Origin of the sequence: Pedobacter cryoconitis (assembly GCF_014200605.1) — a bacterium.
Classification (GTDB): Bacteria; Bacteroidota; Bacteroidia; order Sphingobacteriales; family Sphingobacteriaceae; genus Pedobacter; species Pedobacter cryoconitis_B.
Genome location: NZ_JACHCE010000004.1, coordinates 271,866 through 295,079 on the forward strand (window position 1 = coordinate 271,866; position 23,214 = coordinate 295,079).

Genomic DNA, 23,214 nt, shown 5'->3' on the forward strand with positions numbered 1-23,214 from the left:
AGCTTAAAGGAATATAGACAGTAAATTAACAAAAAAATGGATTGGAAAAAGCTACTCTCAAGTGAAAGACTCAGGAAATCAGGCACAACAGATATTAGAAATGAATTTGAAAGTGACTACGGTAGAATTATCTATAGTCCTGCATTAAGAAGAATGCATGATAAAACGCAAGTATTCCCTTTAACAACTGATGATAATATACACTCTCGTCTTACTCACTCGAATGAAGTAATGTCTCTTGGCTATACTTTTGGTTTAAAACTTAGTAAATCCGAGTTGATACAAAAAAGAACAAATAAAAGCGAATTAGAGCTATTAAGGATTTTGCCTGTATTACTGCAAAACGTATGCCTAGTTCACGATATAGGTAACGCCCCTTTTGGACATTTCGGAGAAACAATAGTTTCAGACTACTTTAAAAACCTCGATAAAGAAAAGCACATACAATTCCATGCATTGGATGCCCATCAAAAACGCGATTTTATCAATTATGATGGTAATGCTCAAGGATTGAGGGTGCTTACGAAACTTCAATATCTAGATAACCCATTTGGCCTCAATCTTACATACGCGACATTAGCTTCATATTTGAAATACCCAAATTTTGAAAAGATTAATTCGGATGAAGCAGCAGAATTAAAAAGCCAAGGAAGAACGCTAGATAAAAAATATATTGAAAAGTCAAAGCATGGAGTCTTCGTGTCTGAAAAAGACTATTTTGAACTTATCATGAGTGAATGTGGTTTAAAAGTTGGAGATAGATTTTTAAGACACCCATTATGTTACCTTATGGAGGCAGCAGATTCAATTGCTTATATATGCATGGATATGGAAGACGGATTCAATAAAAGTCTTTTCGATATCGAATATGTAAAAAACCTATTCGAGGGCAACAATTCATTAACTGCCGTAGCAATTAAAAAGATTTGTGATGACGATCTGTTAAATTCAAACACCAAAATTGTTAATATTAGAATTAAATTAATTGGGTATTTCGTTGATCTTGCCTACAAAAATTTCGAGGAAAATCTGGATAAAATTGAAAATGGTGAATTTAATGAGGAATTAGTCAAATTGGACAAAGATAAAATATATCAAATCATTGAGAAAATCAGTATTAACAAGATATTTAAATCTAGAGAAATAAACTACCTTGAATCAACAGGATACGCTGTTTTTACAGGATTACTAGATTTTTATATAGAGTTCATATTCCATAGCAATCAAAAATATTGTGATAGGGCAAAAAGTCTGATTAGTAAGTCAATCATCGACTGCACAATTGAAGAAAATCTCATAATTTTGTGTAAAAACAAGCTTAATGAGACATTAACTAAATTAAATGATGAGCTTGACTTATTTAAACTTAATCAGCAACAGAGTGAAATTATAAATAAAAAACTGACAGAGTTACAGGGGAAAATAGACGATTTCAACGGACATAAGGATGATTATGACCATCTATTTAAAAAGCAGTTTACAACAATATTGGATTCCGAGGAAAAAAGAAAATTGTCTTCAATTAAACAGGGAATAATGAATACCGTAGAACCATGCTTTGATGATCTGGACAACTATTTTAAATTCAGGATAATTCTTGACTTTATTTCTGGAATGACTGATCAGTATGCATTAAATCATTATCAAAAAATAAGTGGACAAAAAATTAACTAATAAATTCGAAGAGAGGTTTAATCCAGATATTTTTTTAGAATATTTAAATAATAGACTAGGCGAAAAAATTCTCGGATTTCTTACCGAATTATCTCAGTTTTCTGGGGTCTTAGTTTTCAGTGGGGTTATTAGGAATTTTTTTATCAATTATTATGGAGCTGTTCGTGATTTCGATATTGTTATTGACGGAGATGAAGTATTAATCGAGAACTTTTTAAAAAAACACATTTCTACCAGAAATAGTTTTGGAGGATACAAAATCGAAGTTGATTCAGTTAAGATAGATATTTGGCATATTGATAAAACTTGGGCATACTCTAACTCAAAAGTTGAGTTAGAGTTATTTAAAGAATATAATCTGCCTAATACGGCTTTTTTTAATTTCTCCTCTATTGTGTTCGATTTCAATCATTTAAAATTTATTGTTAGTCCGAGTTTCAAGAATTTTTTAGATACAAAAGAAATTGACCTTGTCTTAGAGGACAACCCAATGCCACAATTATGTATTATAAATACTATTTATTATATGCATAAGTTCCATCTAAATGTTTCGCATAAACTAAAAAATTATTGCTTGAAACATTTCGATGAATTTAAGGAGCAAGATTACTACAATATTCAGATTAAACACTTTAGCAAGGTAAAATACGATTATCCATTCCTTAAAACATATATGCAAATATTTCAAAAAGATCTACTAGAAAAATAACTATCATAAAAATTGATGCTAAGAAAAAATAGAATGCAGCCATAACTGGATGTGGCGAAAGATTTTTTAAGATAACTCTAAATAATCGTTATCTTTAGGTCTAGCATTTGCAGCTACAAAAGAAAACAAGACTGGTGAGTGATTCGGTGAGTCGCCAATCACAAACCTCTTCGACACCATATTAAAGCGGGATTTTAAACCGGGGTACAATTCCCCCACTCTCCGCCAAACAAAAATGCTACCCTTTTCGGGTGGCATTTTTTGTTTTAAAGCAAGCTCTGCACTTCTTAGCGCAAGGCTTGATTAAAAACAAAAATTGCCAGGAGCGCAGCGACAAGCATTTTTGGTTGAAGCCTCCCCCATCAGGGGATCAGCGAGAGCAACGAGCTAATCCACATTGGAGGGTATATCTAAGGAGAATGAAAACGGATCAAGTGGCTGTTGCACAACATTGAGTTAATGAATGGTTCTTTTTTATGAGAAGTATAGATTTTGGTTAGCTGAATTCCAGTTTTAGTGATAAATTTTTATACACCCTCGATGTATTGGATATATAGTTTGAATGAGTGATAACAATGTGATCCAGCACTTTTCAAATTCTTTTCAAGCACTTGTACCTGATTTAAGATTTTGCGAGATCGATATTTTAACATTTTTTTGAGGTTATAAGCTGCTGCGGCTACCGCCAGACATTTCTTTACTCCGGCCACCCCCTTACATCCGACCTTTTTTATCCCCATATAAATCACTAATGTTCCGATTACTGGTTCAACCATACTTTGGCGCTTTTTCATCAATATCTTTGCCTTTCGCGTCTGCATCCGCTCGTGCATCCGATCATAATAATATTTACCCACGACCTCATTAATAACTCCTCCATTGACGGTCATGACCGGACATTCGTTCTTCATACTGTGCATTCTCTGCACACCAGCTTGCTTAGTTTATACACATATTTATGTCCTGTTGCAGTAGGATGAGTTCTTCTGTAAGTCAATGATCCGCCTCTGGGGCAGAGATAAAGATTTTCATTGGTTTGATAGATAAAACCCTCTCGCTGATAGGTGAACTTATGGTTATTGGGGATATGGCCAGTCAATCCCTGATCTTCGATCGCCTTTAAAGCTGGCAGACTACTATATCCCGCATCGGCTACGACCTCCTGCACCTGTAATCCGTTTCTCTTTAGAGTTCTACCAGTTTTGGGAGTAGCTCTGGAAGGCACTGCTGATCCCATTTGTCTGCCCTGAAGACTTCTACATGGGTGATTACGTGACTTTCCATGTCCACACCAACCTGCCCCAAATAGTTCATCGCAGCTGCTTTACCAGGTTTGACGGACATCCGAGCATGCAGATCAGAGGTACTATAATGTGTTTTATTACCAGGATTCTTTTTTGGTTTCAACTCATCATAGTCCCCTGGCCGTTCTAGCTTGACCTCATGAGTACAGTCCTCTTCCTGTTGAGATAGCTCTGCGCTGTAAGCCACAGCATCTGATAGAATTTCCCTCTCCACCATACTATCCAGTGAGGCGTTGGCCTTGATGTAAACGCTGTAAACAGCCTGACCCCGACCACTGACCATCCCTTTACCGATACATTGCTTAAGCACTCGTTTGAACAGTTCCCAGACTGCTGCTTTAAAAATGAAATCACCCAGGATTCCCTTTGAAAATTTACCCGTTAAACTTCCCATAATAAATAAATGCCTTTCTACCAATGTAAGCTATTCGCGTTAAAGATTATCCTGATGAGTAAAAAATGTCCGCAATTGTCCGCAGCTGTCTGCAATTGTCCGCTTTGTCCATGTTCGGGCAAAGGATAATTATAATTTCATCAGTCTTCAACGAGTTATACTTTGTTTGTGCCTGAGTGGTGGTCGGTGTAAGAACAGGTTGTAAACAGCCTTTAAGCATAGGAACTCTAAGTCATTTCAACTAGTTGTTTTTACTTGGACTTGCCATGCTCTCACGTTACTTTAACACTGCTCTTACCCTAACGAGTACCCGAACAGTACTCAGGCAGTACCCGGCCGATATAGATTGATTATTTAGCTATTTTGAATTTATTTACTAACAGCACGGCCTTGTTTCGGCTGAGTCATTCACATGCAAATTGAAAGCTTTCAGAGCAACTTCCAGAGCCGTAAGAGCATCCCTGACATCAAAGACTTTCTGTTTAGCGTATCAAAAGTTTATGACTTAATCCGATATCAGTATTGCTGCCTTTGAAAATGGCACAACTTCTACCACCCTTTACAGAAGGATAAAATTTATTCAAAAAACAGGAGGTGAAAAATGGTGATAAAATCTGATAAAAATAGAAATTTCAAATCTACACTAAAATAAAAGATTTCATTCCTTTTAATCTCCCATATACACAGTGATATTGCAAATATATATACTAAATATCATTTTTTTATGAGATTAATTAAGTGTTGATAAAAACAATTTTTAAATTAATAGAACAAAAATAATATAAAATTTTAATCTAAAATTAAAAATTACGAAAATTTTGTTCCTTTCAGGAATCGGAAAGTGAGACAACTTTAATTCCAACAACCATCATCATGCATAATAGAAACTTGGATTAAATAATACATAGACCTGTAATAACTATATCTGTTTATTCAAAATTTTCAAAACCTAAACACTTTCATAAATTACTGAATTTAGTTCTTTTCTATATTGTGAAGCATTTTTACCAGTAAATTCTTTAAATAACTTGTTGAAATGACTAAAATTATTAAACCCACTTTCATAACAAATATTTGCGATGCTACTTGGCTTTTCTGCTAAAAGTTTTGAAGCATGTACAACACGGTACTCATTAACAAAAGCAGTAAACGTTTTTTTGGTCATTTTTTTAAAATATCTGCAGAAAGAAGGTACCGTCATACTTGCCATCGCAGCTACATTTTCTAAACTTATTTGTGTCTTGAAATTATCTTTAACATAATTGAGAACCATATTAATTCTATCGTTATCCTGAACCTGTGTTTCGAGTGAAAACCCGGAAGCATTTAAAATTCTATAATCGGAAGAGTTTTGAAGTTCTTTTAAAATGGCTAATAGTGCTAACAGTCTTTCAAAAGGTAATAAACCCTCCATTTTCTCTATCTGTTTGCCAACAACTTTTTTGATTTCATTTCCAAAAGCAATTCCTCCCCTGGCCTTATCAAAAAGTTCTTGTATACATTTTGTTTCTTGCAAACCTAGAAATCCTGCACCAAGAAAATCTGGTTTCATCTGGATGACCGTTTCATTCTTATTCCCTGTATTGTGATCAGTAAAGCCACAATGTGGGAGATTGCTTCCAATTAATATTAAGTCTCCATCGGTATAGTAAGATATATGGCTCCCAATTTGTCTTTTTCCAGCTCCGCCATTTACAAAAACCATTTCGATTTCTTCGTGGTAATGCCATACATGAGCTTTGTTATTGGAATTCATTGAATATTTAGAATAATAGAAAGAGCTTCCAAATGAAGACTCAACTACCTCGTATCCAGGCTTTATTGCTTTCATGTTTTTTCAATTTACCGAATCAAAAATATACTTTATTGTGTGTTTTAACAAAAAAAACACGTATTGATGTTAATATAGCATAACTATTGGAAAATATGCAGTCAATTATAGTAACTCATTGTCAATAACTTAGACCCATCAAATAATTACTAACTCTTCTAAAATTAATGATATGAAAAATCTACTCAAAATTAGCCTGATAGCTACCATCCTTTTTACCAGTGTAAATACATATGCAAATAATGATGACCTTTCATTAAAAGTCAACAATGCAGAAAGAAAAACCATTAGTCTTTCTATAAATCAGACGCAGGATATGAAAGTAACCTTCTATGGCCTGAATGATGAAGTCTTATATGAGAAAAAAGGTCATGAATTAAGCGGGTCCAGCAAAACTTATGACTTAACTGATTTTCCTGATGGAACTTATATAATGAAATTAGAAACGGGTTTAAAATCAGTTGAATATCAAATTAACATTGAAAATAATAAAGCATCACTTTCTGAAGCCCCAAATAAAGAAGCCTTTAAACCAGTGTTGACAAAGAAAGATGGAGTGGTAACCCTTAATTTAGATTATACAAATAAGGCTCCGGTTGAAATTACAATCTTCGATGAATTCAACAATCAACTTTACACTAATATTTATAACGATTCATCAAAATTGGTTAGAAAATTTAATGTTGGAAAAGCCCTTTCTAACAAATTAACTTTTGTTTTAACATCTAAAGGTGAAGCGTTTAACAGCACGATAGATGTTAGATAAACCGACTGATTTTCTATTGGACTTGTCTGCTTGTAATATATAAACCATTTAATTTAAATCGTCTGCCAGTTCAACTGACGATTTAAATTAAATGGTTTGAAATATTTGTAACCCCTCCCTGAAAGTGCTTAGAATGAATCAAACTAACAGACAATATCAATTTTCAAATTAACAGACCTTAGGAAATAAAAAATAAATATTACCTTGGTTCGGGATTGAAAATAATGTTTGATCAGTTTAAAAATAAATTCCCTGTTAATGAGCAAAAATGGAATGACTATATCAGTTGTTTCAAACGGCTGGAAGTCCCTGCAAAGACAACGCTTTTACAAGAAGGCGAAATTTCAAAAAAACTATTTCTGATTGAAAAAGGATGTATCCGTGTATGGTTTAACAACAACGGAAAAGATGTGACTTTTCAATTCTTTTTTGAAAACAGTACGGTAGCATCTATTGAAAGTTTCAGAAAAGAATTCCCTAGTCCCGTAAGTATCGAAACCATTGAGCCATCTGTGCTGTGGTGGATTCACAAAAAGGACATAGACAGGATAATTGAGGAAATAAAAGATGTCCCCCTACTTCGGGATAAGCTAATCAATGCCCTTTTTGACCGTACCTTTGATTATATGAAGCATTTCTTTTCATTCATAAAGAATACTCCAACTGAGCGTTATCTCAATTTGTTACAAGAAAAACCACAGATCGTTCAACGTATTCCCCAACATTATATCGCTTCTTATTTAGGTGTTTCAACTGTTCACCTTAGCAGGATAAAAAGTAAAATATCCAAACAAAAACAATAGGCTGTATTTGATAACAAATGTTATCGTCCCACACAGTACTATGCTGCTAGTTTTGCATTGTATTTAAAAAATATTCAACAATGAAAGCAGCAGTAATTTACCAAAGAGGGGAACTTCCTCAGTACACAGATTTTCCAGATCCAGTTGTAAAAAATGACGGGGAACTTTTAATTACGATGAAAGCAGCGGCAATTAAACATTTCGACAAAGGTACAGCTAGCGGCAGACATTATTCTGCCGGAAAGGAACAACAAAATGGAACCGTAATCGGTGGCGATGGGGTGGGTTTACTTGATGATGGTACAAAAGTTTTTGCTTTAGGCATTAGTGGAATGATCGCTGAAAAAGCAGTAATAGACAAAAGAAGAATGGTAAGATTACCCGAAGGAATTGACGATATCGCAGCCTGTGCACTGCCAAATGCCGTTGCAGGTTCAGCAATGGCACTTCGTTTCAGGGCGAATATAAAATCAGGTGAAACAGTTTTAATAAACGGAGCCACCGGCTTTACAGGAAAAATTGCTGTTCAGATGGCAAAGTATTATGGGGCTAAAAAAATAATAGTTACAGGCAGGAATGAAGAAACGCTGAAATCTCTTTTGACATTAGGTGCAGACCAAACAATTTCCGTTATGCAAACGAATGAACAATTCATTGAACAGCTGAAGATAATCCACAATGATACACCAATAGATATTATCGTAGATTATTTGTGGGGACATACGGCAGAACTTATCCTTTCATGCCTAAAGGGACATGGTTCATTTACACATAAAACAAGATTTGTTTCTATAGGTTCTATAACAGGCGATACAATTCAATTATCATCGGAGGTTCTAAGAAGTGTAGACCTGCAACTTTCGGGCTCCGGCCTGGGCAGTTGGACAAAAGGTGAAATGGAACAGCTCATTTCTGAAATACTTCCTGAAATGTTTCAACTTCTGGCACATGACAAGCTCAAAGTAGATACAATAAGCGTTAACCTAAAGGACATTGAAAAATTATGGGAAATGGAGGTCTCTGATGGAAAACGTTTGGTAGTTACTATGTAATAAGGCTATTCCGTTCAGTATAGATTATTCCAAACCATCCTTTTTTAAACTATTTAAATAAACGAAATAGTTATCATTAAAATAAGAAATCCCATACTATTAATAATGGTATGGGATTTATAAATGATTAAGTTGGCAAAACTTATCTCAAGAGTGTATAATTAGTTTGGCAATCCTTTACCAGGACTCACCAGGTAGAAGTAATCATTTTCATAGCGGGTGACTACCGATACTTTCTGAAGTTCAGATTTCAGTTCACTAATTGCCTTTTCTAATGATTCCATAGTACAAGTAGATTTCCCTTGTAATAAATCGATTCTTTTATTAAGCGACTCAAAGTTGTCATCTACTTTTTCTCCCAGTAACTGTACTGTTCCACTCAGTTGATCCACTGTTACACTTAACACTCCCACTTTTTCGTCGAGTTGATCCACTGTAACACTTAACACCCCAAATTTTTCGTCGAGTTGATCCACTGCCCCACTTAACAACCCAACTTTTTCGTCGAGTTGATCCACTGCCCCGCTTAACATCCCAACTTTTTCGTCGAGTTGATCCACTGCCCCACTTAACAACCCAACTTTTTCGTCGAGTTGATCCACTGCCCCACTTAACACCACCACTTTTTCTTCAAGTCCTTCTACCTTTCCAGTAAGTACTCCCATCTCCCTGTTGAGAAGCAGAAAGTTCTCATCACTCTTTCGAAAACCAATTGCCATGGTTTCTGCTAACAATGCCATTTTATCTGATGATAATGCCATTTTATCTGATGACAATGCCATGTTCAGAGCTAATAATGCGACCGAATCCTGAAGTTTGTTAATTGCTTGTTCCATAAATATTGAGTTGAAATTTTGGTACATACAAACGTAATCAATATCCTTACATATCTGTTAGTGATAATATTTAATTTATTAATCAATATTTATTTCAATAACGCAAAATTATGCATTAATTAATCTCAACTTCTGGAATAAATAAAAATCTGTCAAGACCTCGTCTGGAGTTTAGTCCATCTGCAATACGCCAATACAACCATAAGTAAATCAGGTATTACCTTGTAATTACTTCTACCCTTCCGCCATTCTTAAACAGGTCATGAGACACAAAATATCCTTCATTTACCTTACCATTAACTTTTATACCAGTAATACCTCTTCCTTCTCCCGGTTTACTTACAGTCAATGTATGGCCAGTACTTGTTGTCCATTTCACTTCATCAAATAAAGGCGCGGTAACCAGATATTCAGGATCAGTGGCAGAAAAAGTATACAGTCCTATTGAGCTTAATACATACCATGCAGACATTTCACCGGCATCATCCATGCCTGCCAATGCCAGCCCCTTATCGCCTATGCCATAGAGGTTATTCATAATATTGTCAAGCACCTTTTGTGTTTTCTCCGGTTTTCCGATAAAAGTATATGCAAATGGCGCCTCGTGGTCGGGCTGATTACCATGACAATACTGACCTATAAAAGTTTCTACATTTCGGGCAATATGTTTAGGGTTCCAGGGTAAAGTGAACAAAGAATCAAGTTTAGATTCAAAACCTGCAGGGCCACCATACAATTCAATCAATCCTTTCATGTCATGCGGTGCAAAGAACGAAACCTGCCAGGCATTGGCTTCCCTGTACATATATTCATAATAAGGATACTGTGGATCGAAGGGTTTGATCCATTCTCCATTTTTTAACCTTCCCCGCATAAACCTTGTAGAGGGATCAAACATGTTTTTGTAATTCTTAGACCTTGCCATCAGGATCTTGTAGTTGCTGGTATCACCGAGTTTCTTAGCCATCCGGGCAAGTGAATAATCATCATATGAATACTCCAGCGTTTTTGAAACACCCGCATTTGCTTTCGTTTCTACTTCAGGGTGCGCAATGTCCGGATCTGAAATATATCCCTTTTCAATATACTCCACAAGGTGTGGCCGCGCGCCTGGCGAAACATTCGCATTCCTGAGTAAAATAGCGTAGGTACCTTTGACATCAAAGTTATCAATCCCCCGTAGATACGCGCCTGCAATAGATGAAGCACCATGATCACCATGAAAAAAGGTAGGTATAAATCCGGTTTTATCGCCCACATCTTTCATAGATTTGATCACATCAAGTGTTACATTTGGTGAGATAAGGCCTAAAAGCACATCTTTATTCCTATAAGTATCCCAGAGAGAGGGTTCGGTATAATAATTAAAATCTGAAGATTGCGAACGCTGCATTTTTACATCTGTATATTCACCGTTCACATCGCTGCGCAAAGCTGGCCAGAGTAATGACCGGTAAAGACAGGAATATAAGAGTTGCTTTTGTTTCTCTGTACCACCTTTAACCCTGATCTTTGAAAGTATCTGCTCCCAGGTTTGTGTAGCCTGCTGATGGATCTCCTCAAAGCTTTTAGTTCCAATCTCTTTCTCCAGGTTCTCTTGAGCATTTGCTGTACTGACAAAAGATAAACCTATTTTAACTTCTACCGGCCCTTTATCGCCATCTGATAACCTGATGCGTGCATAACCTCCGGATTTTGCAGCATTGTTTCTATCAAGCGAAGCTATTTCAGTGTTTAACACCGCATAAAAATAAATACGTTCACCTGTTTGCTGGCTTCCCTGTAATACATTTTTATCCACCTGTGTGATCTCCCAGTCAGATATATTATTATTGGCCCTGCCCAGGTCAAAGATGATCTGTCTGCCGGTAGTACCAGAAAAATCATACCGGTGAAATCCGCAGCGTAAAGTAGAAGTCAGGCTCACATTCACTTTGTAATTTTCCAGATATACCTGGTAGAAACCTGGTGAGGCCTTTTCTTTATCATGAGAAAACAAGGAACCGAAATCTGCCGGATTGCGCCCCTTACCCTCTATTGTATTGTGCGAAGCAGCAATTGCTGCCTTAGCACTACTTATCCCTTTTTCCCAAACAGGCATCAGGGGAATATTGCAAAGATTCCAGTGGCCTTTATTGGTATGGGTAAACCCATAAATAATATTGTCTTCATATTCATAGCCTGCACCCGAACCATACTCTGTCATTGGGCTCAGCTGTACCATGGCATTGGGCATTGAACTGCCCGGAAACGTGAGCCCTGCCCATGAACGCCAGTTTTCAGGTAATTTATATCCCAGTATTTTAGGATTCGTCAGCGGGTAACTGCCTATAAAAGTATTAACGTATTTACCCAAAGTACCTGCCTGCTGCGCCTGGACAAAATAAGAGCTGTTAAAAATTAATGTGATTACCAGCAACAACGTTTTGAGTATGTTTTTCATGGATCAGATTTAATAGATGGTCAGGTAAATATAAAGAATACCCCGGTTCTTATTGATCTTGTATTATAAATCACATTATTTACTCATTATGTTAGCGCAAAAAAACAGACAAACAAATCAACACTAATTTAGTTCTCGTTTAAACTATCTACAAAACACTTAATTTTAATGAGTAATTTGAAATCAAAATGGCACAATTGATGCTTATTGGAGTAAAAAGCTAATGTTTCAATCTATAAATATATGTTAGAAATCAAGATAATGAATAAGTTCCTCCTACTCATTGCAATGCTGGTATTTTCATCGACATTATCGGCGCAATCTCTAATGAATAATTATCAATACGAAATCAACTTAATTAACGAAAAAAACAACAAAATACAGGTTTCCTTTGTCCCACCTAAAAACAATCTGAAAGAGGGGAAATTTGTTATGCCAAAGCTAATTCCCGGCTATTATGACGCACTGAATTTTGGCCGGTATATTTCAGAATTCAAGGCTTTTAACAAGAAGGGAGAGAATATTGCAGTTAAAAGATTAGATACAAATACCTGGATCATACCTAACTTAAAGAATGTAGCTAAGATAACCTATGAGGTATCTGGCGGCTGGGAGCATCTGATGCAAAAGATTTCAAGTGCAAAATCTCCCGAAAGTATGTTTAAAAAAGACAGTGTCTTTGTAATTAACTATAATTCTCTGGCAGGTTATTTCGAGGAGATTAAAAACAGAGGCTATACTGTTACGGTAAAAAAGAACAGAGGATTCTATGCCTCGTCAGCTTTGGATTATATCAGTAAAAATGATACAACAGATATTGTTTCAGCGAAAGATTATCGTCGCCTGGTTGATGCGCCTGTATTGTATTGCGTACCTGATACCACCTGGATAAAAATTGGGAATACAAATGTCCTTGTTTCTTTTTATTCAAAGGAGGATCAATCCTATTCAAAAACCCTGTCTGCCAAAATAGAGAAAATTTTAATTAATCAGCAGGCCTATCTTGGAGGCAAATTACCAGTTAATAAATATGCATTTCTGATCTATCACGAAAAAATCCCCAAAGGGATGATGGGTGATGGTCTTGAGCACAACAATTCGACTGTATGCTTGTATGGCTCGGAAACTTTAGATAAACTTCCTGAAGCCCTGATGGGAATTGCCTCACACGAATTTTTTCACATTTTGACCCCACTCAATGTTCATTCTGAAGAAGTACAGAATTTCAATTTTCTTAATCCTATACTATCCAGACATCTTTGGCTTTATGAAGGTATGACCGAATATGCGACCATACATATGCCCATAAAGCAACATATGATTACCATGCAGCAATTTCTTAAAAATATTGAAGGAAAAATTAAAGGTATGGACGGATTTAATAACAGACTGTCTATGACTGAGATAAGTACTAATGCCATTAAAATGCAGGACCAGTATATGAATTTTTACCAAAAAGGGGCTTTGCTGGGTTTATGTCTTGATATTCGTTTAAGAGAACTTTCCAATGGAAAGACTGGGACACAAGAATTAATGCAGATGCTGATTAAAAAATATGGTCCTGAAAAACCTTTTAGAGATGAAGACTTGTTTAATGTAATTACAGCACTGACATTCCCTGAGATTCGTCAGTTTTTTAAAGATTATGTTGAAACAGGGCTACCAATTCCTTTGAAAGAGAGTTTACAAAAGGCCGGACTTGATTACAGGGAATCAACGAAGACTGTTATTGAAATTAATAACCCTTCGACAGCTCAGCTTTCATTGAGAAAAGCATGGATAAACCAGTAAAAGCTCACCTCCAGGTTGGCTGCTCATTTACCTGCCTACCATTAAACATTCAATATAAAAATGATTAGAGTTCTGTCCAAGAACTTTAATCAGGGACTTACTTGTTCGTATATTCTCAGGAAGTTTAATTCTCACTGTTTCAAACAATAAGGCTCCTGTCAGAAAAGAAAGATCAGGTCCCGTCAGTCTTTTTACATCAAAGAGCCCCATTGATGAAACGAAATGTAAGAATAAAATAGAATGAACCCGGTTAAGATCTAGTCAATAGCCAGCGCATTAATTAGTTCATTGGCCGTTAATATTGCATGGGCGTATGTCGGGCCATTGAGTACATGGGCGGCATGCATCATTTATTGACTAAAAGCCGCTGTAGCATCCTTGATAAGAGTAACATGATACCCCAGCTCCATGGCAAAACGAGCTGAACTTTCAACGCAGGTATTCGCTAACAATCCGATAGCAATGACATGAGTAATTTCCTTTTGTTTGAGTAACATGTCCAGATCAGTATTCGCAAATCCACTTTGAGCCCAATGCTCCTTAACAATGATATCTCCTTCTTGTGGGGCAAAATCAGGGTGCCATTCCCCTCCCCATGTACCTTTAGCAAAGGTATGACGTTCCATGATACCAAGTTGTGTGGGATTAGGATGCTTCCAATATTTATAGTCTGTTGCTTCCCATCGTTTATGCGGAACAATAAATACCTGAATCCCGATTTTTCTTACTGCACTTACAATTGCCCGTAGATTATCTAATAAATGATTAGCCTCTGCAACTTCCTTTACCCGCGGCCATATTTTTCCTCCCTCTGACAGAAAGTCGTTGTAGGGATCGATAAAAAGTAACGCTGTTTTTTCGCGCTGATAAGATTGTACTTTCATTTTCTCAGTCTTATTGATTTCAAATTCCGTTTATTTTTTTCCTAAGGCATGACGCTCGATGCTTTTTGCAAACAAAGGTGTTTCAGTCTGATTGTGATAGATAGAGGCCGGCTGACGCTGAGCTTTGAACTGCTCAAAAGGAATCCCCTGTTCATCAATAAACTTTGTAAAGGCTTCCGTTGCCCGTGATTGAACCCTGTTGGTAAATTCGCTGGTATTATCATCAATTTTTTTGACACTAAGTTCCCAGTGAACATGTATAGCGCTACGACCAGCTGGGGTAAATACATCTGAAACTGATTCCAGGATCAGATTTGCAGGTTCACCCAGATGCTCTATGTAGTGCTGAACCATTAGGCTTCCACCAATTACCTCCACATTGATAGACATGCGTTTGCCTTCTGGCGAAGTGGTAAACCCTGCTGTGATATGGGCTGGCGAGCAGGATTGGTACTCTTGCTCCGAAAGTGTAAAACACCATTCTGGAATATTAATTTTTTCAATTGGGGCGTTGATTATAGCTGAAAAGCTGGAATCAACAATAATTTTTTCATTTTCCATGATACTTATATTTTAGTGTGATACCGGGTTGAGTTGGTCAATGACCTTAAACACGGTTAAATTATTTTAAGATTTTAGATGGTCAAAGTATACAGTCGTTTCTTCCAGGATTGATCTCATCAGCTCAGCCGCTTTAGTATGCTTCAGGATAGGTGCAATATGACCACCCCAAAACAATATCATATCTAATTTCTCCTGTTCAATAGCTGCTTTCCTTAGATATGACATAAATTGAGTCTGCAGTGGGAAAGGAAGAAATCCATTTTCCTGATGGATCAAATCCTGTGCAATACGACTGCTGATTCCCCTGCCGGACCGACCGGTAAATACCCTTGACAGTGTTGTATATTTCGCTGCATCCGAGAATAACATTTGTTTATGAATGGCCGTAGCATTAGATTCTCCGGTTGCCAGAAAAGCAGTTCCAATTTGCGCGGCATCTGCCCCCAGGGCAAGTGCTGCGGCAACACCTTTGCCATTAGCGATTCCACCTGCAGCAATAACAGGCGTCTTTACTTTCTCTTTAATCAATTGCAATAATACAAATGTTCCTATTGTAGAGTTTTCTGCCGAAGCAAGAAAAGATGGGCGATGCCCTCCGGCTTCAAACCCCGAGGCGATGATAATATCTACACCTGCGGATTCCAAAACAATTGCCTCATCCAACGTAGTCGCGGTGCCAATAGTCACTATTCCAAGTCTATGGCACTGTTCCAGAATATCGCCTTTTGGAACGCCAAACATAAAACTGAACACGGGCGGCCGCTGATGCAAAATTACTTCGACCTGGTTTTCGAACCTGCTTTTGAATGGTGCAGGTTTTTCTGGAAGTGCTATACCCAATTCTTCGAAATAAGGCTTAAATAACTGCTGAGCCAGCTTAAACTGCTCATCTGAAACCGAACCATCCACCGCATCGGTATCTGAAACCCATAAGTTGATATTGTAAGGCTTATTTGTAGCCAACTTAATCTGCTTATCCACTGCGATAAGTTCTTCTGGATTCAAATTATAACCACCATAGCCACCAAGCCCCCCTAGATTTGACACTGTTGCTACCAATTCAACAGATGATAAGTTACCACCAAACGGACCTTGAAGAATAGGATACTGAATATTCAATATTTTGGCTGCTTTTGTTTGATACCACATAATTTTTCAATTTATTTGACTACATAGCTGACCATTTTATTAACAATCACCCATTGTTTTTTGATTTTGTCCTATGACAGAAATTCATCTTAGTTTAAATCATACATCTTAATATGATGACTCAGCTTTAGCGGTTATACTTATATTTAACTCAAAATCATTATAGATCAGGGTATCTCCCAGATTTAAGAAAAAGTTTCCAGATCTGAACTTCATACCGTATTTAGTGCGATCTACCAAAAGTTTAGCCGTAGCTGAAACCGTATTATCCTTCAATTGCAGTTCAGCATCAAAATTTATTGGATGTGTTATGCCCTTAATGGTAAGGTCAGCGTCAATACGATTTCCGGTAACGGTGTTGATCACCAAATTTGCTTCCTGAAACTGTTCTGCACCAAAGAAATCGTCAGAGATCAGGTGTCCCAGGAATTGAGCATTTGTATCCGGGTCAGTAATGTCAAGTATATTAATAGAGGTAGTGTCTATGATAAAATCACCGCCTATAATTTTATCATCATTAAAAATGATGTTACCCGCTTTAATGGCTATCGTTCCGTTATGTGCTCCGGTTACCTTTTTACCTACCCAATCAATATTGCTCTGTGCAGTATCGATGATGAATTTTTGATTTTCCATGTGATTTGTTTTTTTTAATTGCAGGACAAAGTACGGGAGGAAAAACGAGCAGTTCAGGTGACCTGGATCACATTCGAAAAAGGTTTATTATTAAGTGACCTACATCACACCTTAGGTATGATAAAGTCTGCTTAATGTTTCCCGGGATACGCCAAGGTAAGCCGCGATCAGGTTTTTGGGTACCAAATTTGAAATTCTGAAGCTCAAAATGAGAAAAAAAATCATCAAACTGCTCCTCAGTAAGTGCAGCATTTTTTGAAACATACTCCTTAAAAACTTCTTTAGCTTTCATCTTGATGAGCATTATCTTTCAATGGTAACCCTTTTCAGGAATTGCTGCATTAACCTTAAAATTTCAGGTTCGGCTTCATCTAATGCAAAGTGCCCTCCATCCACTATATGTACTTCCGCTTTGGGAACATCATCCTTATATTTCCAAGCTCCGGCGACAGTAAATGAGGGATCATATTTACCCCAAATAACAAGCATCTCAGGCTGATGTTTTTTTAACCATTCCTGCCATTTAGGATATGATTTAACATTACTCTGGTAGTCGTAAAAAAGATTTAACTGAATATCTGCCATTCCCGGTTTATTTAGGAATAAATATTCGTCTATATATGTATCAGGGTTAATTCTTTCAGGTGCTGGCGTGCTGCCTATGTGTCTTTGTCTGGTCGCTTCTAAGCTTATGAAATTCTTTTTTACGGCTTCATAATATTTTTCTTTATCAGCCCAAAACGCCTTTCTTGTTTCCCACAAAGGCGAAAGGCCTTCTTTATGGCTAACAGCATTCTGAATAATTATTGCCTGTACTTTTTCAGGATATTTTTCGGCAATCCGCATTCCAATGGGCCCACCATAATCCTGTTGTACCAATATGAATTTCTCCAGCGATAATTGAGTAATAAACTTACCTATGTATTCTGCTAAATTATCAAAAGTATAAGTAAAGCTTTCCGGGCCTGGCTGGCTGCTATGTCCAAATCCGATATAATCCGGCGCTATTACATGATAATCCATAGCTAATTTTTCTAATAAGGGTTGCCACATGCGTGATGATGATGGAAATCCATGTAGAAAAAGGATTACTGGTTTGTCCAGGCGCCCAGCTTCTCTATAAAAGATAACCTGCCCCTTTATTTCAATCGTCTTGTAAAAAATTGAAGGGTTATCTTGTTTTTCAATTAAAGTTTCAGTTTTGCTCTGTGCCATAACTTGATTTTTTGATGTAGCAATCATTAAGATAGTACTTAGTATTTTAACGTATATTAATTTTCTCATAACATGATTATTATATTTCTTCTACTGCAAACAGCCGTTTTTTCCTGAACCATTCCATGAAATCGGTTTCAATTTCAGGATTCACTTCTATTACTATATTATAAAGAACCATTTCTGACCGTTATATTTCAACAGATTTTGAACTCAGATAATCGGTTAAACTTCCAATAATCAATGATATTGCGCCGATGGTAAAAAGCATATAGTAAGATCCATAAACAGAGAAAAGATAAGTGAGTATATAAGCTGTAAAAGCATGTGCAATGGAATAAGTTACTGTCATATAACCCCATACTTTTTTCTGAAGATTAGGTGAAACCAATTCAGCCGTTCTACCTGCCGCAAGTGAACTTATTCCTAATGCCAGACTACCAACAAAAATACTGGATATAGCAAGGCTCCAAATGGATGTGGAAATTAATGGTAAAACAACGCCAATTGCTTTAATCAGCAAACTTATCCTGATGCTTTTTGCAAAACCTATCTTATCAGCAATAAAACCTGTTAACAGCGGGCCGATTGCAGCAGACAATCCTAAAAGTACCCACAACTGCGTTCCTGTCCCAATCCCTAAATTTAGTCCCCTACTGACAAAATCTACCCAAAAAACCGTATGTGGCACGAACCCAATGGCATTGGATGCATAAGAAACCACAAGCAAGACAACAGTTTTATTCCAAAACCTGACACCAGAACCCTGAGTTATGGGAGTAATATTATGCCTTTCATTACTTCCCTTAGGCCAACCGTTCCACGCAACTAATATCAAAACAATGGCTGTTACAGCATAAGCGAACCAAGTTAATGACAAACCCTTATTGACCAGTAAAGGAATAATTGTTCCTGACAAGGCTATACCAATTCCAACGCCAGAAAAAATAAATCCTCCAATTAATCCTTTTTTTTCTTTTGATGTGTATTTAAATAGCGTGGGTGCTGTAAGAACCATTAAAACACCACCAGTAATACCTGCGAGAACCCTTAATGTAAAGTATAACGGAAACGAAAGATTAAAGGCACAACCAAGAAATGTTAATGCTGTAAGAATTAGCATCATTCTTATCAATGTTACGGATTTCACATACTTATTTAATAAAGTTGCAATGACAGATCCTATTATATAACCTGTTAAGTTAGCAGCTCCCAGATAATCTGCCTGCTCAACTGTGAACCATTTTTGATTCACGATTGCAGGTATAAGTGGTGGATAACCAAACCTTCCAATACCAATACCAACTAATAGCGTAACTAATCCTGTAAAAGCATAAGCAAGGGAATTGGGCCTTTTCAATTTTTCATCCATAGTGATTCATTATTAACAGTACAAATTTATTTGTATTTTTACATCATTAAAAACAATAAATTGTGATATATATTCATCATTAAAAACGATTAATATCTTCTGCAAAATGAACATTAATGATTTAAACATATTTATAGGTGTTGCCGAATATGAGAGCATCACAAAGTCAGCTGCCATTAACAACACTGTTCAATCCAATGTCTCAGCGAGGATAAAATATTTGGAAGAGCAATTGGGTGTGAAACTTCTAACCAGGACAACGCGGAAACTTGAATTAACCGGTGAAGGAACTCAATTTCTTAAAGTCGCTAAAGAGATTGTTAATACGCTAAATGATTTTAAGAATACGGTGAACAAAAACGGGTCTCTTACAGGGCAACTAAAAATCGGTTCTTTACCATCAGTTGCTTCACTTAGGGCACCAGACATCCTGCAAAGATTTGTATCCGAATATCCAGATATGGAGTTTGTTCTTAAAACAGGTACAACCGGTGAGCTGATAAAAAATGTACTTTCATTTAAACTTGACGGGGCATTTGTGGCAGGAAAGGTAACGCACCCCGATTTGATTGTAAAGCCTGTTATTATAGAAAAACTCTGTCTTGTATCGTCATCTCTATATTCCAGTATCGAGCATTTAAACAAAAGCACAAAACCTATCAAATTAATTGTTTTCAGTAAAGGATGTTCATATCGTAACATTCTGGAAGAATTGCTTTCAGAAACAGAACTTAAAAAGCTAAAGTTTGTAGAAATGGATTCGCTTGACAGCATTATTCAGTCGGTAGAAAATGGCTTGGGAATTACCTTACTTCCCGAAGAATTAATCAAAAAACATTATACATACAGGAGTTTGACTACAATAAAGATTCCGGAAAAATATGCCCGGTGCCCTACTGTTTTTATTAGAATGAAGAATTCACCATCTCACAAGGCCTTGCAATTGTTTGAGGATTCGATTGCGAATAATTAGCTAAACTCCTGCAATCATTAATTTAAATTTTATTACTGAAAGCTCTTTGTATTACCAATGAGAGTAAAGAAATAAATTATCAACTTCATAAATGTGATGTAGGTCACGCTATAGATTAAGATACACTGCCGTACTTTGTCCTTCCATCCTTGCAGGAGGTAAATTTCCAACTGATTAATTTAACCGTCCGAGAAGCTAGAAAAGGTATGAGAAAATTAATATTTAAATTATTATGAAAAAGACAAATTATTTCAGATTTCTATTTTGTAGTCTGCTATCTCTAGGAGTTCAGTATACTAACGCGCAGAGTTTACCGAATAACAAACTGGGTGATATTTATGCAGAAGACATCAAATGGTCAGCATTTCCTGCATTTCCCCCAGAAGCCCGCCTTGCTGTTTTAATAGGCGACCCGAAGACGGAAGGCCCTTACGTAGTGCGGGTAAGACTTCCTTCCAATGTGGTACTAATGCCTCATAAACATCCAGAAACCAGGGTATATACGGTAATTAGTGGTGTATTTTATATAGGCATTGGAGAAAAATACGATCCTGCAAAATTAAAAGCATATCCTCCAGGAAGCGTGGTTGTACTCCCTGCTAATACACCTCATTTTCATTGGGCTAAATCTGGAGGTTATGAAACACAAGTTAGCGCCTATGGCCCACTGGGAATTAGTTACATAAATCCTTCAGATGACCCCCGCAATGCGAAAACAAAATAGTTATATAAAATGGGATATAATCCCATTTTAAAAACAATAAAGTAATGAAACAAGTAGAAAAAACAATCGAACAACTAGTAGGAACACCAGTTATAATGGTGGGTATTGGAAGGTGAGTATAGATTCACCACCGTTAAATCTATTCGATCCCGAATTACTTAATGGCCTGGAAGAGGTTGTACGCCGTATGAAAGCTTCGCCTAACCTTCGCGTGATAGTATTTGATAGCGCTGTAAGGGATTTTTTCCTGCCCGGATAATCACCATAGCCGGGGTTAAAGATTACCCACCATTAATGCTAAAACCTTCTTACATGAACTTATCCAAATTCTATCTATCAACTACAATAAGCTTTTGTATTTTGACAGTGATCTCCTGTAAAAAATCCGAAGCACAATCTCCTCCCGCCGATTTAATCACATCAACAGTTCCATCGCTTTCCACTGTTGCATTAGTCCCGGCCAAAGGGGCTTTGCTAGGCCATTATTACGGCACAGGTACAATCAGTGAAACGGACGCAATTATAGGGAGTCGTCCTCAAATTCACCTTTCTTATTTTGGCTGGTCAGACCATTGGGCCAAAGACGGATCAACAAAACAGGATCTTCTTGAAGGACGTATACCATTGATCAATTGGGAGCCATTTGATGTTAAATTCACAGCTATAGTAAATGGTAAATATGATGGCCAGATCAGTTTACAGGCAGATGAGGCCAGGGAATTGGGTAAACTTTTTTTCCTTGATTTTGCAGCTGAAATGAATGAAGAAGAAGGTTGGGGAGGTCACAATCCAGAACTTTACATTAAAGCTTACCGGCATATTCATGACATCTTTGTGCGGCAAGGTGCTACAAATGTCGTTTGGGTGTGGTGCCCGAATAATGTCGATTCTCCCGGTGGGCCTACAGCTATGCAATATTATCCAGGGGATGTGTATGTAGACTGGGTAGGTGTCGATGGTTATAATTGGGGAACCTCAAATTCAGACCATGAATGGGAAACTTTTTATCAGGTTTTTAAAGAAATATACGCAAAGATTGCCGCGACCGGCAAACCTGTGATCATCGGTGAAATGGCTTCGGACGAAGTTGGTGGTGATAAAGCAAAATGGATTTCTGAAATCATACCAACTTTAAAAAGCCAATTCCCTGCAATTAAAGCGGTAGTATGGTTCGATGTCGACAAAGAGCGGCACTGGCAAATCAATAGTAAACAAAACTCATTAGATGCTTATCGGCTGATGGCAAAAGATCCATATTTCAATACACATTAATTCAATCACGATTTCAAATCTTTAACCAAATAAAGATTATTTGAAGTTTATAATTTGCGGTGATATCTTCATTTAAATGGCCTGTATAAGATCAATCGATTCTATATAGGCAAACTTTTGAGCCAAATTGCCAAATGATTGGGCTAATCTGCAAACCTATCCTGACTTCAATGCTGCAATTTTGTCCTATCAATTAAAGACATTTAAATTTTAAGAAATGGGACTATCAAATTTAGGCATTTTCCATACGGCTATTGGAATTATTGCTATTGTTGCTGCGGCAGTAGATTTTATAAGAAACGGTAAAATTGACTTGAGTCAGGTTACAGGGAAAATCTATTTTTATCTTACGTTAATTACCTCATTAACCGCCTTAGGGTTATCTAAACATGGCGGGTTTAATCCAGGGCATGTTTTTGCCCTTTTTATTGTGATCTTAATACTGGTGGCTTACTTCCTTCATAGCAAACAGCAAGGAAATAACAAAGCCCGTTTTTTTGAGAACATTCTTCTTTCTTTTAGCTTTTTCTTATCACTGGTTCCTACTGTTAACGAAACTTTTACCCGTATTCCCATTGGACATCCTTTAGCTAAAGCACCTACAGATCCGATTATTGGACAAACCCTTCTCTTGCTTTTCATTTTGTTTGTTATAGGTTCTGTTTTTCAATTCAGGGGGCAAAAAAAATTGATAAATCAGTATAATATTGTTGAACCGGATGATAAATAATATTTAACTGATTTATAGCTTAGCATTTTGCCTATATTAGGCTTAATGCTGGGTGATCATTATACAAACTGATTAAGTCACTGCTATTAATA

Annotated in this window: 23 protein-coding genes; 10 read left to right on the forward strand and 13 right to left on the reverse strand. The window is 36.7% G+C overall.

The window, feature by feature from the left end; translation table 11 throughout:
* Positions 1–36 precede the first annotated feature (36 nt).
* Complete coding sequence (dgt, locus tag HDE68_RS14465) at positions 37–1,674, forward strand: dGTP triphosphohydrolase (protein ID WP_183882930.1); 1,638 nt, start codon at positions 37–39, stop codon at positions 1,672–1,674.
* Positions 1,655–2,383: a hypothetical protein gene (locus HDE68_RS14470; protein WP_183882931.1), complete on the forward strand. Its 729-nt coding sequence runs from the start codon at positions 1,655–1,657 to the stop codon at positions 2,381–2,383. The genes dgt and HDE68_RS14470 overlap by 20 nt, the downstream gene beginning before the upstream one ends.
* Before the next feature lie 527 nt (positions 2,384–2,910).
* On the opposite strand, the gene HDE68_RS14475 is transcribed toward HDE68_RS14470, so the two are convergent.
* The 4 genes from HDE68_RS14475 to HDE68_RS14490 all read right to left on the reverse strand — a co-directional run bounded on the left by HDE68_RS14475 (position 2,911) and on the right by HDE68_RS14490 (position 5,912).
* Positions 2,911–3,294 carry a transposase gene (locus HDE68_RS14475; RefSeq protein WP_183882932.1) on the reverse strand — a complete coding sequence of 128 codons (384 nt, stop codon included), beginning with the start codon at positions 3,292–3,294 and terminating at the stop codon, positions 2,911–2,913.
* Entirely contained in the window at positions 3,291–3,620 is a 330-nt protein-coding gene (locus HDE68_RS14480; protein ID WP_183882933.1) for a hypothetical protein, read from the reverse strand. The genes HDE68_RS14475 and HDE68_RS14480 overlap by 4 nt, the downstream gene beginning before the upstream one ends.
* Positions 3,569–4,081 carry a hypothetical protein gene (locus HDE68_RS14485; protein WP_183882934.1) on the reverse strand — a complete coding sequence of 171 codons (513 nt, stop codon included), beginning with the start codon at positions 4,079–4,081 and terminating at the stop codon, positions 3,569–3,571. The genes HDE68_RS14480 and HDE68_RS14485 overlap by 52 nt, the downstream gene beginning before the upstream one ends.
* A 949-nt stretch (positions 4,082–5,030) precedes the next feature.
* Positions 5,031–5,912, reverse strand: coding sequence for an AraC family transcriptional regulator (locus HDE68_RS14490; RefSeq protein ID WP_183882935.1), 882 nt, complete (start codon positions 5,910–5,912; stop codon positions 5,031–5,033).
* Between the two features lie 172 nt (positions 5,913–6,084).
* Between HDE68_RS14490 and HDE68_RS14495 the strand changes: the two genes are divergently transcribed.
* The 3 genes from HDE68_RS14495 (at position 6,085) to HDE68_RS14505 (ending at position 8,533) form a co-directional block, all read left to right on the forward strand.
* Positions 6,085–6,678: a hypothetical protein gene (locus tag HDE68_RS14495; protein ID WP_183882936.1), complete on the forward strand. Its 594-nt coding sequence runs from the start codon at positions 6,085–6,087 to the stop codon at positions 6,676–6,678.
* Positions 6,679–6,902: 224 nt separating this feature from the next.
* The gene (locus tag HDE68_RS14500) at positions 6,903–7,481 is read left to right on the forward strand and encodes a Crp/Fnr family transcriptional regulator (RefSeq protein WP_183882937.1); all 579 of its coding nucleotides are present in this window, start codon (positions 6,903–6,905) and stop codon (positions 7,479–7,481) included.
* An 80-nt stretch (positions 7,482–7,561) separates the two neighbouring features.
* Positions 7,562–8,533, forward strand: coding sequence for a zinc-binding alcohol dehydrogenase family protein (locus HDE68_RS14505; protein ID WP_183882938.1), 972 nt, complete (start codon positions 7,562–7,564; stop codon positions 8,531–8,533).
* Positions 8,534–8,694: 161 nt separating this feature from the next.
* On the opposite strand, the gene HDE68_RS14510 is transcribed toward HDE68_RS14505, so the two are convergent.
* Both HDE68_RS14510 and HDE68_RS14515 read right to left on the reverse strand, forming a co-directional pair.
* A complete protein-coding gene (locus tag HDE68_RS14510) occupies positions 8,695–9,369 on the reverse strand; it encodes a hypothetical protein (protein ID WP_183882939.1) in 675 nt (224 codons plus the stop codon).
* Between the two features lie 217 nt (positions 9,370–9,586).
* Positions 9,587–11,812, reverse strand: coding sequence for a GH92 family glycosyl hydrolase (locus HDE68_RS14515; RefSeq protein WP_183882940.1), 2,226 nt, complete (start codon positions 11,810–11,812; stop codon positions 9,587–9,589).
* Positions 11,813–12,073: 261 nt separating this feature from the next.
* Here HDE68_RS14515 and HDE68_RS14520 point away from each other — a divergent pair, with 261 nt between their 5' ends.
* Complete coding sequence (locus HDE68_RS14520; protein ID WP_183882941.1) at positions 12,074–13,603, forward strand: peptidase M61; 1,530 nt, start codon at positions 12,074–12,076, stop codon at positions 13,601–13,603.
* Positions 13,604–13,953: 350 nt separating this feature from the next.
* On the opposite strand, the gene HDE68_RS14525 is transcribed toward HDE68_RS14520, so the two are convergent.
* From HDE68_RS14525 to HDE68_RS14555, 7 genes are all read right to left on the reverse strand, one after another.
* Complete coding sequence (locus HDE68_RS14525; protein WP_221300738.1) at positions 13,954–14,487, reverse strand: cysteine hydrolase family protein; 534 nt, start codon at positions 14,485–14,487, stop codon at positions 13,954–13,956.
* Positions 14,488–14,517: 30 nt separating this feature from the next.
* Positions 14,518–15,048, reverse strand: a complete 531-nt coding sequence (locus tag HDE68_RS14530) for a hypothetical protein (protein ID WP_221300739.1) — start codon at positions 15,046–15,048, stop codon at positions 14,518–14,520.
* 66 nt (positions 15,049–15,114) lie between these two features.
* Positions 15,115–16,200, reverse strand: a complete 1,086-nt coding sequence (locus HDE68_RS14535) for an NAD(P)H-dependent flavin oxidoreductase (RefSeq protein ID WP_183882942.1) — start codon at positions 16,198–16,200, stop codon at positions 15,115–15,117.
* Between the two features lie 108 nt (positions 16,201–16,308).
* Entirely contained in the window at positions 16,309–16,836 is a 528-nt protein-coding gene (locus HDE68_RS14540; protein WP_183882943.1) for a YceI family protein, read from the reverse strand.
* A gap of 67 nt (positions 16,837–16,903) precedes the next feature.
* Positions 16,904–17,128, reverse strand: coding sequence for a hypothetical protein (locus HDE68_RS14545; protein ID WP_183882944.1), 225 nt, complete (start codon positions 17,126–17,128; stop codon positions 16,904–16,906).
* 11 nt (positions 17,129–17,139) lie between these two features.
* Positions 17,140–18,120 carry an alpha/beta fold hydrolase gene (locus tag HDE68_RS14550; RefSeq protein WP_221300740.1) on the reverse strand — a complete coding sequence of 327 codons (981 nt, stop codon included), beginning with the start codon at positions 18,118–18,120 and terminating at the stop codon, positions 17,140–17,142.
* Positions 18,121–18,241: 121 nt separating this feature from the next.
* Positions 18,242–19,423, reverse strand: coding sequence for a YbfB/YjiJ family MFS transporter (locus HDE68_RS14555; protein WP_183882945.1), 1,182 nt, complete (start codon positions 19,421–19,423; stop codon positions 18,242–18,244).
* 106 nt (positions 19,424–19,529) lie between these two features.
* Here HDE68_RS14555 and HDE68_RS14560 point away from each other — a divergent pair, with 106 nt between their 5' ends.
* The 4 genes from HDE68_RS14560 to HDE68_RS14575 all read left to right on the forward strand — a co-directional run bounded on the left by HDE68_RS14560 (position 19,530) and on the right by HDE68_RS14575 (position 23,122).
* Positions 19,530–20,396, forward strand: a complete 867-nt coding sequence (locus HDE68_RS14560; RefSeq protein WP_183882946.1) for a LysR family transcriptional regulator — start codon at positions 19,530–19,532, stop codon at positions 20,394–20,396.
* Positions 20,397–20,628: 232 nt separating this feature from the next.
* On the forward strand, positions 20,629–21,120 hold the full coding sequence (locus tag HDE68_RS14565; RefSeq protein ID WP_221300741.1) for a cupin domain-containing protein: 492 nt from the start codon (positions 20,629–20,631) through the stop codon (positions 21,118–21,120).
* Positions 21,121–21,432: 312 nt separating this feature from the next.
* The gene (locus tag HDE68_RS14570; RefSeq protein WP_183882947.1) at positions 21,433–22,392 is read left to right on the forward strand and encodes a glycoside hydrolase family 26 protein; all 960 of its coding nucleotides are present in this window, start codon (positions 21,433–21,435) and stop codon (positions 22,390–22,392) included.
* Between the two features lie 217 nt (positions 22,393–22,609).
* The gene (locus tag HDE68_RS14575; protein ID WP_183882948.1) at positions 22,610–23,122 is read left to right on the forward strand and encodes a hypothetical protein; all 513 of its coding nucleotides are present in this window, start codon (positions 22,610–22,612) and stop codon (positions 23,120–23,122) included.
* Positions 23,123–23,214: the final 92 nt, after the last annotated feature.